Source organism: Micromonospora sp. RB23, assembly GCF_053585025.1.
The window spans coordinates 4,645,361-4,658,757 of sequence record NZ_CM132111.1 but is presented as its reverse complement, the minus strand read 5'-3'; the positions used below and the strand labels follow the sequence as shown (position 1 = coordinate 4,658,757).

Here is a 13,397-nt window from a genome sequence, read left to right as displayed (position 1 = left end):
TCGTCGACTGGACCCGGACGACGGCTACGACGGCAGACCGGCGAGGTGCCGCTCCGCGTCCGGCTCGTCGGCGGTGGCGAGCTGGTCCACGAGGTCGTCGAGCAGCAGCGCGCCGACGAGGTAGTGGTAGGCGGCCAGCTCGACCGGCGTGATCGGCTGCCCGTCGGCGCCGCGCCGGAGCTTGTCGTCCGAGAGCCGGCACGCGGCCTCCGACAGCACGTGCAGGTCGTGGGTGAGCAGCAGCCGGGTGCGCCACCCCGGATCGTCGAGCAGACCGCGCGTACCGGGCAGTTGGGTGAGGAAGGGCACGAAGGCGAGAACCGCGTCCCGGTACGGGTGCTCAGCGCTGTCGCGCAGGCCGGCCCGGTACGACCGCGGCGTCCCGCCGAGCGACTGGACCACGCAGCCACGCCGGAGGGCGGGATCCCACACGGAGAGGCTGAACAACGCCTTGGCGATGTCATAGATCGGGTCCAGCGGCGCGGTCGAGCCGCGGGGATCGATCAGCCGGAAGTCCCGGCCGTCGGGGGCGACCAACACGTTGCGGGTGTTGGCGTCGCCGTGTGCGGGAAAGCCGAGCCGCCGGGGCGCGAGCTGAGCGAGCCGGTCGGCCTCCCGGTCGCGCAGCTCGGTCAGTACGCGGATCGGCGAACGGCAGCGGCGGCCGTTGACGATCAGCACCTCCGCGCCGGTCAGCTCCGGCAGGGCTCGCCGCAGTAGCGGCAGCCGGCGGAAGAAGCGCTCGATGACCACCCGATCCAGGTAGTCCGCCGGTGCCGGCGCCGTCGTCGCGGCGTAACCGTGTTCCAGAAGTTCGGTGGCCACCATGCGGTAGGTCTCGAAGAAGGCGCCGGTGTCACCGGCGCGCAGCGGCGCGGCAAGGTCCCGGGACGGAAAATACGGCATGACCTGCGCCGCCCACTCGGGTCGGTGCACGCTGGCGGCGATCGGCTGATACCGCATGGCCAGCCGGGGCGCCTGCCGGCGGGCCAGGTCGATCTGCGACTCCTTCATCCGGAACGAGGCGAGGTCGTGGCCGTCGACGGTGCCGGGTCGCGCCGCTACGACCTTCAACACCATCGGCGTGCCGTCCGGCCGACGCGCATGGTAGACCCGGGCCGACGAGCCGCCCTCCAGGATCTCCGCGCCGACGGAGACGCCGAACCACTGTGCGGCGGTGTCCCGGCACGTCTCCGGCGCGTCGACGGTCACCACCGGATGTTCTCCAGGATGAGTTCGTGGAGGCGGGACGTGGACGCGGCGATGCAGGACTGTTGGTTGAGTGGGCTGATGTCCAGCAGCACGGTGTCGTGCAGGGACTTGCCGTAGGCGTCGGTCACCACCACGCCGGCCCGTTCGGCGATGAAGACGGCGGCCGCGATGTCGTACGGGAACAGGTGCAGGATGTTGCCGTGCCCGACCCGGCGGAACTCGGTCTCCGACTCCGGGCGGTCGCGCAGGATGCGGTTGCCGATGTCGACGTACGCGTCCATCTGCCCGGTCACGATGCGGGAGAGCGAGAACGACGCCGAGTTGAAGACGTAGACAGCGCCGCGGTTGGCGGAGGCGTCGATGAGGTGCCCGTACGCGTCAACCATCATCCGGGCGGGATGCCCGTTGAATTCCAGCGACCAGAACATCCGCTCCAACTCGCTGGTGTCGCTCAACCGCGGCACCGGATCCGGGTACCCGCCGGACTCGACGGCGCCGCCGTTCTCGTCGGCGTACAACCAGTTGCCGGTCTTGACCTCGGTGAGCACCGCGTGCGTGATGTCGCCGATGGTCGGGGTCCCGGGGTACGGCGCCGCGGCGATGGACACACACGCCATCTCCAGGTCGGCCGCCGCGGCGCGGGTGCCGTCGATCGGATCGATGATCAGCACGTGCCGCGGGTCGTCCCCGATCACTGTCAGGCCGGCGCTCTCGGTGTAGCAGGCGACCGGCTGACCCGCGCGCCGCAGGAAGTCGGCGGCGGCCTGCTCGGCGACGACGTCGACGGGGAACTCCGCGTCACCGCCCTGTGCCGCGCCACTCACGTAGTGCCGGCCGACTCTGCTGCGGCTGGCCACGACGGTGTCCCTGATGTGCTGCGCCAGGCCCAGCAGCAGTTCACGCATGACGGTCACCGCACCGAGAGGAAGAGTTGGGTGAGGCGGTCGCACATCTCGTCGGCCTCGGCGAAGCTGATGATCAGCGCGGGGCGGACCTTCAGCACGTTGCCGTACCCGTAGAGGGAGGTGCGCAGCAGCAGCCCGTGCGCCATGCCCTCCTCGGCGAGGTGGTTGGTCAGTTCGGCGTCCGGTCGACCGTCCGCGTCGGTGATCTCCATGCCCAGCATCAGGCCCAAGCCGCGTACCTCGCGGACGAAGCCGACCTTGGTGGCCAGCTCCTCCAACCGTTCCCGGATGTGCGCGCCCACCGCGCGGACATGCTCCAGGAAGCCGGGTCGGCGGATGATCTGCAGCGTCCGTGCGGCCGCCGTCGCGGCCAGCACGTTACCGCCAAAGGTGGAGTTGATGTGATGGGCGGTGAGGCCGGAGAACCGCTCCTCGGTCAGGATCCCGGCGATCGGCATGCCCGACCCGCCGAGCCCCTTGCCGAAGGTCAGCATGTGTGGCGAGACGCCGAAGTGATCGGCCGCGAACATGTGACCGGTTCGACCGAAGCCGGTCTGGATCTCGTCGAAGATCAGCGCGATGCCGCGCTCGTCGCAGAGCCGGCGCAGCACCTGGAGGTATCCGTCCGGCACCACGATGTTGCCGCCGTTGCCGGAGATCGGCTCGACGATGATCGCCGCCACCTTGCCGGAACTGGCGTAGTCGATGAAGTCGCTGATCCGCTCGGCGCACAGCAGGTTGCAGCTCGGATACTCCTGCTTGTAGAAGCAGCGGAGGCAGTACGGGTCCGGCACGTGCACCACGCCGGGCATCTGGAACGTGAACGGCGCCCGCCGGAACGCCGCGCCGGAGGCCGCTGTCATGGCGATGGTCTGTCCGAGGTGGCCACGGAAGAGGCTGACCACGTCGGACTTGCCGGTCACGTGCTGTGCGATCTTGATCGCGCCCTCGTTGGCGTCCGAGCCGCTGGCCGACTTCAGGTGCACCTTCGCCAACCCGGGCGGCGCCACCTCGGTCAGGCCGCGTACCAGGTCGTTCAATGCGTCGGTCTGGAACTTGGACGTGACGTGGATCAGGTTCGGCGCCTGTTCCTGGATCACCTGGACGATCTCCGGGTGGGAGTAGCCGAGGGACAGGTTGAAGGTGCCCGCGGAGCAGTCGAGGAAGCGTTGCCCGTCCTCGGTGTATGCCCACACGCCCTCACCGCGGACGAACTTGAGCCGGTCCGGGCGGTAGTAGTAGCCCGACAGAGGGTCGTCGCCACCTAGCATGCTTGTCGGTTCCGCGTGCATGGTCATGTTTCCTCCGTCATGGGTCAGACGAGTATTTGCAGCACCCGCGTGAGGCGGAGCTGTTCGAAAGACTCGAATCGCAGGTCCGCCGCGCTCAGGTCGAGCGACGAGGTGACCGGGTTGGGCACCGCGACGCACCTGATCCCGGCCGCCTTGGCGGCGTGCACGCCGCTCGGCGTGTCCTCGAAGGCGATCGCCTCCTCGGCCGCGACACCGAGGTCGTCGAGCGCTGCCAGATAGAGCGCCGGTTCCGGCTTGGCGAGGCGTCGGTCGGCGTCGGCGCACCGGATCGTGCGCCAGCCGTCGGCGACGCCGCACTGCCGGCTGTAGCGCTCCACCCAGGCGCGCGGGCTGTTGCTGACGATCCCGCGCGGCAGGCCGAGCGCGTCCACCTCGGCGAGCATGTGCGGCACACCGGGCCGTGCCTGGATGGTCACCAGCAGTTGGTCGAGCCGGCGTTCGAGCCGTCGGTCCAGCGCCGCCCGGTCGATCGGCCCACTGGTGAGGTGGTCGAGGTGACCCCAGATGTCCGCGCCGATCCGGCCGACGGCCTGGGTCCACTGGTCGTGGCCGAGCGACGCGCCGGCCTCGGCGAAGATCTCGGCGTGCGCCTGGAAGATGAGCCCCTCCGGGTCCCACAGTGTGCCGTCGAAGTCGAAGAGGACCGCTCGGGCACGGGTGCGGCGCGCTCGACGCTCCCGGGTGAGTAGTGCCACGCGGCTGGCTCCTTCGGTGTCTACGGCGATCGCAACGGTCGGCTGTCCAGGGCAGACAACCACCCCGGTCTGGCATCGGCCTGGCAGCGGGCTGGTTGCGCTGTCAGCCCGGTGCCAGGGGGGTCGTCGACTGTGATGCCACGACGGTGGTGCCACGACGTGAGGAGTCAGCGATGCGGGTGGCAGTGATCGGCCATGTGGAATGGACGACGATCGCCGAGCTCGGCGAGGTGCCGCACCGCGGCGAGGTCGTGCACGCGGCCGTCACCTGGGAGGGGCCGGCCGGCGGCGGCGCTGTCGCTGCGGTACGGATGGCCGAGCTCACCGGCGGATGCGTCTTCTTCACCGCGCTCGGCGACGACGAGGCCGGCGAACGGTCACGGTCGGCGCTGAAGGGCCGCGGTGTCGAGGTGCTGGCGGTGACCCGGACCACGCCCACCCGTACGGCGGTCAGCCTCGTGGACGCGACGCGGGAGCGGACGACGGTGACGCTCGGGCCCCGGTTGCACCCGGAGGCGCACGACCCGCTTCCCTGGGACGACCTGGCCGGATTCGACGCGGTCTTCTTCGCGGCGGGAGCGCCGGACGTGCTCCGGTCGGCCCGCGCCGCCCGGTCCCTCGTGGTGACCACTCGCGAGCTGGAGACGGTGGCCGCGGCCGGGGTCCGGCCCGACGCGCTGGTCGGCAGCGCCCGCGACGGCGCCGAGCGGTACCGGCCCGAGCTGCTGGCCCAGACGCCCGGGCTGGTGGTGGTGACGGACGGCGCGCAGGGGGGCACCTTCACCTTGGCCGGCGAGCCGCCCGACGTCTATCCGCCGGTGCGGGTCGACGGGCCACTGCTGGACACCTACGGCGTCGGGGACACCTTCGCCGCGGCCCTCACCGTCGGCCTCGGCGCGAACCTCGACGTACCGGCGGCGTTGGAACTGGCCGCCCGCTGCGGTTCGGCCTGCCTCACCGGCACCGGTCCGTACGGCGCGGGCACGTCGGTGGCCGCCCTCCGGATCCAGGGGTGAGTCCCGCCAGCGCCGGTCGGTCAGGCCACGGCGTAGTCACCGAAGCGGCGCGTGGACGCGGCCGTGAGGCGTCGTCCGATCAGCGTCCTCAGCCGCCGTTCCTCCGCGTCGAGGCCGCCGTCGGCCGCGGCCCGAGCGGCGTACGGCAGGCAGTAGCGCTCCCTGTCGTACCACAGCGCCGCCGCCCCTCGGTCGGACGGCGACGGAGCCGGCCAGCCGGAATGGACGCCGTGCGGGACGAGCATCCGGTCGGCCTGCTCGGCCGAGCGCAGGTACCACCGCACCAGCCGTTCACACGCCTGCTTCCGCACGACTGCCGGGCGTCGCCGCGCCAGCTCGGTGGCGTGCAGCCGCGGCAGCGCGCGCAGCCTGCAGCGGCCCGCCGGGTCGAGCTCCACCAGGTGCAGGTCGACCAGCAGGTCCAGCGCTGTCTCGGTGTCCCGGACGCTCGCGCCGGCCAGGGCGCCGCACGCTTCCGGGCCGAGGTCCGGCATCGCGACGGTCCCGAGCAGCGCGAAGAGCGTGCCCGGGTCGACCGGGCCGCCGCTGGGCAGGCGCGCCAGGCTGGCGTCGATCCGCGCGGCGACCCCGTCGTTGCCCGACCGAAGTTCGGCAAGGCGTTGCGACTCGTCGCGCAGCCGCCGAGCGAGGGTGGCGATCCGACGGCCCGGATGACCGGTGATCCGTGCGCCGACGAGCCGCAGTGCGAGGGGGAGCCCGTCGCACGCCGCCACCACGGCGGTGGCGTCGCGCTGCTCCGCGTGCACCCGGTCCCGGCCCACGAGCCGCGTGAACAGGGCGCGGGACTCCTCAGGGTGCAGCGCGTCCACGGCGAAATGGTGATCCCCGGGCACTCGGGTCAGCCGGCTCCGGGCGGTCACGATCACCGCGCACGTGCCGGCGCCGGGCAGCAGGGCACGGACCTGATCGGCGTCGGCGGCGTCATCGAGCAGAAGCAGTACCTGACGGCCGGCCAGCGCGCTCCGCAGCAGTGCGGCACGTTCGTCCACCGCCTCGGGCACCACGGCGGCCGGTACGCCGACGGCACGCAGGAACCGGGCCAGCGCCTCCCCCGTACCCAGCGGCCGGTCGCTGCTGCCGCCGAGGTCCACGAACAGCTGCCCGTCACCGAAGGCGCGACGCACCAGGTGCGCGACGTGCAGGGCGAGCGCGGTCTTGCCGGTGCCGGCCGCACCGGTGATTGTCACGACGGTGACCGTCTCCCGTCGCGCGCCGGCCCGCACCAGGGCGCGCAGTTCGGCGGCGGTGGACTCCCGGCCGGTGAAGTCGGGCAGGTCGGCGGGGAGCTGCGCCGGCGTCGGGGCGCGGGCCGGTGCCCGTACGCGGTCCCAGTCGCTGTCGGTATCCGACCACGAACCCAGGATCGCGTCGAGTCGGCTCTTGAGTTCCGGACCGGGCCCGAGACCGATCTGACCGATCAGGTTGTGCCGGGCGGACTCGTAGACGGCCACCGCCTCGGCGGGCCGGCCGGCCTGCGACAGCGCGTGCATCATCTGCTCGGTGAACGGCTCCCGCAGCGGGTGCTCGGCCACCAGCCCCCGCAGCCGCGCGATCACCTCGTCATGACGGCCCAGGCGAAGCTCAGCCTCGTTCTGCCACTCCCGCACGGTCAGCCACTGCTCGCGCAGCCGCTCGGCCTCGTCGCAGCGCAGCGCCTCGGCCGGCACGTCGGCGTACGGCTCACCCCGCCAGAGGCGTGCCGCGCCGGCGAACTCGGCGGCGGCGTCGGCCCAGCGCTGCTCGTCAAGAGCCCGCTTGCCGGCCGCCCGGTGCTTGTGGAACAGCCCGACGTCGACCTCCTCGGGGGCGACGGTCAGCAGGTAGCCGCCGGTGTTGGTGCGGATTCGCGCGCCCAGCGCAGGGCCGAGCGTGCGCCGCAACCGCATCACGTAGCTGTAGACGGTCGAGGTGGCTCCGCTGGTCTGGCGGCCGTTCCAGAGCAGGTCGGCCAACTGGTCGATGGTGACCACGGTGTTGGCGGAGCGCAGCAGCGCGGCGAGCACGACCCGCTGGCGGGCAGAGGCCATGGCGATCTCCCCCTGCGCGTGCCGGACCGCCATCGGTCCCAGAACACCGAAGGCCGGCGACGGGATATCGGTCATGGTGCGGCCCCTGTCTCAATCGGAAGATTTGCGGGCCGGGTGATTTCCGCCGTCCCTGCACGGAACCCGTTGCATGGTATTCCGCCGGACAACGCCGGCAAGTCAACGCGGTAAATGGGCAACGATGAGATCCACGAAATGGAGGTCCGGAATTGAACACGATAGGCGTGGATGTCGGCGGGACCAAGATGGTCGCGGGCGTGGTCGACGCGGACGGTCGTGTCCTGACCCGCCGAAGTGAGCGCACTCCGGCGGAGACAGCCGATGTTCTTCCGGCGATGTGCCGCCTGATACGGGCGGTGCGCGGCAAGCAGGAGATCGGGGCGGTCGGCGTCGGTGCCGCCGGTTTCGTCGACCTGCACGGCGCCACGGTCCTCTTCGCCAAGCACATCGGCTGGGCCGGAGAGCCGGTGCGGGAGACACTGGCGGGCGTCCTCGGCCTTCCTGTGGTGGTGGAGAACGACGCCAACGCCGCGGCGTGGGGCGAGGCGCGCCACGGCGCCGGGCAGGGCGAGAGCAGCCTGGTGTGCGTGACCATCGGCACCGGGATCGGCGGCGGGCTGATCGTGGACGGGAAACTGTTCCGGGGCGGCCACGGGGTAGCCGCCGAACTGGGTCACCTGTGCGTGGTGCCGGACGGGCACCGCTGTGGGTGTGGCGCCCTCGGCTGCTGGGAGATGTACGGGTCCGGGGGAGCCCTGGTACGCGAGGGGCGTCGGCGCGGCGCGGTGGCGGCCGCGGACGCCCTCGCCGGTTCCGCGATCAGTCGGGCCGCCCGGGCGGGCGAGCCCGTCGCGGTCGATCTGCTGGCCTGGTTGGCCGACTGGATCGGGCGGGGCCTGGCCGGGCTGGCCGCCGTGCTCGACCCGCCCTGCTTCGTGCTCGGCGGCGGCGTTGTCGCCGAGGCGGGCGACCTGCTGCTCGAGCCGATCCGCACGTCCTTCCGCCGGCACCTGACCGGAGCCGAGCACCGGCCCGCGGCACGTGTGGTGCCGGCGGCGCTCGGCCACGATGCCGGGCTGATCGGCGCCGCGGACCTGGCACGCGCGGCCGCCGAGCGGAGCACGGCGCGGAGTGTTTCTAGTGCACCGACGGGCTGGCGGCTCTAGGTGTGCTGTCCACGCAGGTCGCTCGCGACGGTGTGACGACGTGCGCTGATGTCCGTCGGCCCGGCCGCCCGGGTCACCGCGCCCGGGTGGATCCGACCCCCGTGCGGCCGGGCGGTGTGGTCTGCCGGCGTGCGTGCTTCTAGTGACAGAACGCGTACCGGGTGGCGACCGGGCCATCGACTGATTCGGGCCTGGGCGCGCATTCCGGAGACATTGTGTGGATACTGAGGGCGGCGTCGACCGCGAAGCGGATACCGTGGCGCCGGACACGAGGGCGGTTCTCGAAAGTGGATAAGTCCCGCGGTTCGGGAGCGCTGATCGCCCATTATCTGTGGCCCTACCGCGGCCGGGGGTTCGCCCTCGCCGTCCTGGTGATCGCCGACATCGCGATGCTCACGGCCAATCCGCTGATCGCCGCGCATTTCGTCAACGAAGCCGAGCGGGGAGCACCCTCGCGCGAACTCCTCCGAATCGCCGTCGCATTCCTGCTCATCGCATTGGCGAATCTGGCCGTCACCCTGATCTCCGGACGGCTGGCCGTGGGGCTGGCGCAGCACTCCACCAACGACCTTCGGATCGATCTGGTGGATCACGTCCTTCAACTGGATCACGCCTTCCTGTCTCGCACACCCAGCGGTGACCTGTTGGAACGCATCGACGGCGATACCACGACGCTGGAGCAGTACCTGTCCTCGTTCATCTTCGACATGCTCGCGGCCTCACTGCTGACCATCAGCGTGGTGACGGTGGCGGTGATCAGCGACTGGCGGCTGGGCGGCGCGCTCGCGGTCAGCGCGGTGATCGCCTTCGTGATCGTGATACGCGCGCAGGCCGTGGCACGCCCGTGGCTGCGCGCCGAACGCCGGGCCCGCTCGCAGCTGTCCGGCTTCATCTTCGAACGGCTCTCCCGCCGGGAGGACATCCGTGCGGCTTCCGCCGAGAACTACACACTCGACCGACTCGACGAGCCGCTCACCGGCCTGCGTAAGGCGATGGCCCGGGCCGGGGCGGGCCTGCGGGTCTCGTCCAGCGGGCTGGAACTCGGCGTGGCGATTGCCTCCGCGGCGGTCCTGGCACTGGGCGGGTTCCTACTGGCCGGCGAGGACGTCGCGCTCGGCACCGTGTTCCTCGCCTATCAGTACATCGGAGTGCTGAGCCTCGCGCTCTACCGGGTCAGCCAGCGGCTCTCCGACCTGGCCGCGGCCTCGGGCAGTCTGAATCGCATCGCCGACCTGCTCGCACTGCCGGTAGCGGAGACGTCCGGTCCGCTCCGTCCCGCACCCGACGCCGACGTCGAGTTCCGTGATGTCAGCCTCAGCTACGACGGCGTCACGGTGGTGCTGCGGGAGGTGAGCTTCCGGGTGCCCGCCGGTGGGTCGCTGGCGCTCATCGGCCGCAGCGGGAGCGGCAAGAGCACCGCGTCCGGACTGATCTGGCGGGCGTACGACCCGGATGGGGGAACGGTGACCCTCGGCGGCGTCGCGACCACCGACCTGCCGGTTCGGACGGTCCGCACCGCGGTGGGTGTCGTCACCCAGGAGACCTACCTGTTCCACGCCAGCCTGCGCGACAACGTCACGGTCTTCGACGCGACCATCGGGGACGCGGCGGTCTCGGACGCGCTCCGGGCGGTGGGGCTGTCGAGTTGGCTGGCCGCCCTGCCGGCCGGGCTGGACACGGTCATCACCGGTGACGGGTCGAGCCTGTCCATCGGACAGCGGCACCTGCTGTCCATGGCCCGGGTGCTGGTGCGCGATCCGCGCATCGTGGTGATGGACGAGGTGACCTCGCACCTGGACCCGGCCACCGAGCAGGTGGTGCACGACGCCATGGCCCGGTTGATGATCGGTCGGACGACGGTGCTCGTCACCCACCGTGGCCAGGCCCTGGACCTGGTCGACCAGGTGGTCGTGCTGGACGCCGGGGCAGTCACCTGGCAGGGGCCACGGGACGACGTGCCGGCCTCCATCGCGTCATCGCTGCTGAAGGGCGCCGTCTGATGGCCATCCTGCGGTTGCTGTTCGCGGCGTTCCGCGTACACCCGAGGGCGTTCGCCCTCAACCTGGCCCTGCAACTCGGCCGCATGCTGATCCCGCTGGCGCCTCCGTTGCTGGTCAAGGCGATCTTCGCGCGCTACCAGGCCGGGGTCACGCTGACCACGGTCACCTGGGGGCTCATTCTGGGCATCCTCGGCATCTCGGTGATCCGCATCGTGACAGTGGTCGTCGCCACCGCGGCGGACGGACAGTGCAAGGCGCTGATCATCGACGGTCTGACGCGGAGCGCCTTCCGCTCGGTCCTGCGCGAGCCGGCCGCCACTCCGCTGAGTCGACCGCTCGGCGACGTGGTGAACCGGCTCAGCGCGGACACCCTCCGAGTGTCCGACCAGGCTGTGTCCGCCCTGCAGACCGCCGGCACCGCGGTGATGGGGTTCGTGGCGCTGTCATTGATGATCGCGCTCGACTGGCGTCTGAGCCTCGCGGTCGTGGTGCCGGTCACGGTCTGCGGCGGGGTGGTCTGGCTGTCCCGTTCCCGCGCCGGCATCGCGTACCAGGCCGAGCGGAATGCCGCCGGCGAGGTCAGCCAGCAGATCAGCGACATGACCAGCGGGGCGGTGGCTATTCAGCTGGCCGGGACACGTGCGGAGGCGCTGCGGCTGCTGCGGGAGTCGTGCGAGCGGCGGCGTCGGGCGACGACCCGGTCGCGGATGTACTTCGAGGTGCTGCTGGGTTCGACGCTGGCCAACATCAGCGCGATCGGCGTGGGGCTGCTGCTGCTCATCGGAGCGGGCCAGGTCGGTACGGTCGCCACGGCCGCCGATCTGGCGCTGTTCATGGCCTACCTGCACTCGGTGGTGGCTTTCGTCGCGATGTTCGGCGGTCATCTGGCCGCGTACCGGATGTCGGAGGTGTCGGCGACCCGGCTGGACGCCGTCGTCCCGGGCACCGTGGACGGGTACGCGTCGGCCGACGAGGCGGCGGTTCCGGCCACCGACGCGTCTGCGGCCGGCCGCTTCCGGGACCTTCGAGTCGAGCACCTCACGTTCGTCCACCCGGAAAGCGGCCACGGAATCCGGGACGTGAGCTTCACCCTGCGACGCGGCCAGCTGTTGGTGGTGATCGGAACGGTGGGCGCGGGCAAGACGACGCTGCTGCGCGCGATTCTCGGGCACCTGCCGCGCCAGGGCGGCCGGGTGCTGGTCAACGGCGAGGAGCAGGACGTGCTGCAGCTGCCGAACTTCGCGTACACGCCGCAACGACCCGGCCTGGTCTCCGACTCGGTACGGGAGAACATCCTCGCCGGTGCCCAGGACGCACCCGAGCGGGTGGACGGTGCGGTGTGGGCGAGTGCGCTGGAACTGGATGTGGCGCGACTGCCCGAGGGGGTCGACACCGTCGTGGGCCCCGAGACCGGCCTGTCCGGAGGCCAGGTTCAGCGCGTCGGGCTGGCGCGCATGCTCGCGCAGGGTGCGGACGTTCAGGTCGTCGATGACCCGTCGAGTTCACTCGACGGTCGCACCGAGCGTGAGGTGTGGAACCGGATGTTGGGCCGACCGGACACCACCTGTATCGCGGTGACGCACCAGCGGTGGATCCTGGACCGCGCCGACCTGGTGTTGGCCCTGAACCACGGCACCGTCGAGGCGCTGGGCCCCTGGCGCGAGGTGCGCCGGACATCGGCGGTGGCCCAACGGCTCTTCACCCGCACCGGCCGGGCCCGCAGCGGCCCGGTCCGTACGGATCAGGACCGGGCCGGCGAACCTCGGCGCTCCTGGCTACCCGCCGGGCCGCGCCGAAGCCGATGATTCGGTACGCCCGGTAGCGGTCCGTCGCTCAGCGACGGCCCAGTACCTCCTCGTAGGCCACCAGGTGGTCCGGCATGCCCACCGCCGAGTCGTACTGCTGTGCCGTCTTCGTCCCGCCGGCGCGCAGCTGCTCGACGAGCAGCGGCTCGGTCAACGCCCGGATGAGCTGCCGGGTGAGCGACCGGGGATCCTTGGCGGTCCACAGCAGGGCGTTCTGCTCGTGGACGCAGAACTCGTCGAAACCAGTGACGTTGGTGGCGATCAGGCACGTGCCGGAGGCGAGTGCCTCCAACGCGGACAGTCCCAGACCCTCGCGCCAGCTGGGCTGAACGACGAAGTCGGCCGCCGCGTAGACGTCCGGCATCTCGTGGTACGGCGTGTCGAAGATCAGCTTGATGCGGTCCTGAAGCCCGTGCTCGTCGATGAAGGCGGTCATCTCCTCGATGTAGCCGGGCGTACCGCAGTTGGCGGAGCCGAGGAGTCGCAGCTCCAGGTCGAAGCCTTCGGTACGGCACTGGTGCACGGCTCTGAGCAGCTCCATCTGGCCCTTGTACCGGGCGAACCGGCTCGGGCAGATGAGGAGGGGGATGCCCGGCGTGGCCTGCAGCGCGTTCCGTCCCCTCTCGCGGTCACCGGAGGCGAACCTCGCCACGTCGATGCCCTGGCGGACCGGGCGGACGCGGCCCTGCGGGGACAGCCGGCGGACCACCCCTTCGTAGTGCCGGCTGGTGGGCATGAAGCAGTCGATCGAGTTCAGTCCGTGGACGAACCTGCCTCGGGCGGCGCCTGCCGGGGTTTCCAGCGCCGACATCTCGAAGAATGACGTCACGAGCTTCGCGTCGAGCTGTTCGTCGGCCAGCGCCATCGAGGCCATCAACGCTGTGCCGTGCGAGAAGACGTGGACGATGTCCACCGGATGGTCCGTGAGGAAGGTGTGCAGCTGCTGTCCGATCCGGAACATCTGATGTTCCCAGACCAGCCGGTGACCGTCGTAGGAATTGTCCGGCACGAAGACCGATCCGCCGGACCCGTGTACCGCTGATGCGATGGCATCGGTCGTTTCATTACCACAGACGAGGTGCGCCTGCACGCCCAGACCGACCATTCCGTAGAGCAGATTCTGGACGCTCACCTCGCCACCACCGGTGACCGGAGGCATCGCTGCGGACACGTAACACACGCTCAGTTTCCCGTTCATTGCTCGCCTTTCTCGGCAGCG

Annotated in this window: 10 protein-coding genes; 4 read left to right on the top strand and 6 right to left on the bottom strand. The window is 71.1% G+C overall.

All coding sequences use genetic code 11. The annotated features are described in order from the left end of the window. Positions 1–24: 24 nt before the first annotated feature. From ACTFTM_RS21270 to ACTFTM_RS21255, 4 genes are read right to left on the bottom strand one after another with little or no spacing between them, the layout of a single operon-like run. Positions 25–1,212 carry a phosphotransferase gene (locus ACTFTM_RS21270; RefSeq protein ID WP_449562245.1) on the bottom strand — a complete coding sequence of 396 codons (1,188 nt, stop codon included), beginning with the start codon at positions 1,210–1,212 and terminating at the stop codon, positions 25–27. Next, positions 1,209–2,117, bottom strand: coding sequence for an inositol monophosphatase family protein (locus ACTFTM_RS21265; protein ID WP_449562244.1), 909 nt, complete (start codon positions 2,115–2,117; stop codon positions 1,209–1,211). Before ACTFTM_RS21265 ends, ACTFTM_RS21270 begins: the two co-directional genes overlap by 4 nt. A 5-nt stretch (positions 2,118–2,122) precedes the next feature. Continuing rightward, positions 2,123–3,415, bottom strand: coding sequence for an aspartate aminotransferase family protein (locus ACTFTM_RS21260; RefSeq protein ID WP_449562243.1), 1,293 nt, complete (start codon positions 3,413–3,415; stop codon positions 2,123–2,125). A 17-nt stretch (positions 3,416–3,432) separates the two neighbouring features. Continuing rightward, complete coding sequence (locus tag ACTFTM_RS21255; RefSeq protein ID WP_449562242.1) at positions 3,433–4,125, bottom strand: HAD family hydrolase; 693 nt, start codon at positions 4,123–4,125, stop codon at positions 3,433–3,435. 173 nt (positions 4,126–4,298) lie between these two features. On the opposite strand from ACTFTM_RS21255, the gene ACTFTM_RS21250 reads away from it, so the two are divergent. Beyond that, complete coding sequence (locus ACTFTM_RS21250; protein ID WP_449562241.1) at positions 4,299–5,141, top strand: PfkB family carbohydrate kinase; 843 nt, start codon at positions 4,299–4,301, stop codon at positions 5,139–5,141. A gap of 20 nt (positions 5,142–5,161) precedes the next feature. On the opposite strand, the gene ACTFTM_RS21245 is transcribed toward ACTFTM_RS21250, so the two are convergent. Beyond that, positions 5,162–7,264 (bottom strand): BTAD domain-containing putative transcriptional regulator, encoded by a 2,103-nt coding sequence (locus tag ACTFTM_RS21245; RefSeq protein ID WP_449562240.1) that lies wholly within the window; start codon positions 7,262–7,264, stop codon positions 5,162–5,164. 152 nt (positions 7,265–7,416) lie between these two features. On the opposite strand from ACTFTM_RS21245, the gene ACTFTM_RS21240 reads away from it, so the two are divergent. The 3 genes from ACTFTM_RS21240 to ACTFTM_RS21230 all read left to right on the top strand — a co-directional run bounded on the left by ACTFTM_RS21240 (position 7,417) and on the right by ACTFTM_RS21230 (position 12,178). Further along, the gene (locus ACTFTM_RS21240) at positions 7,417–8,373 is read left to right on the top strand and encodes an ROK family glucokinase (protein WP_449562239.1); all 957 of its coding nucleotides are present in this window, start codon (positions 7,417–7,419) and stop codon (positions 8,371–8,373) included. Positions 8,374–8,660: 287 nt separating this feature from the next. Beyond that, on the top strand, positions 8,661–10,373 hold the full coding sequence (locus ACTFTM_RS21235; protein ID WP_449562238.1) for an ABC transporter ATP-binding protein: 1,713 nt from the start codon (positions 8,661–8,663) through the stop codon (positions 10,371–10,373). Next, positions 10,373–12,178, top strand: coding sequence for an ATP-binding cassette domain-containing protein (locus ACTFTM_RS21230; protein ID WP_449562237.1), 1,806 nt, complete (start codon positions 10,373–10,375; stop codon positions 12,176–12,178). The genes ACTFTM_RS21235 and ACTFTM_RS21230 overlap by 1 nt, the downstream gene beginning before the upstream one ends. A 28-nt stretch (positions 12,179–12,206) precedes the next feature. Here the strand turns inward: ACTFTM_RS21230 and ACTFTM_RS21225 are convergent, their stop codons facing one another. Continuing rightward, entirely contained in the window at positions 12,207–13,349 is a 1,143-nt protein-coding gene (locus ACTFTM_RS21225; RefSeq protein WP_449562236.1) for a glycosyltransferase family 4 protein, read from the bottom strand. Positions 13,350–13,397 lie beyond the last annotated feature (48 nt).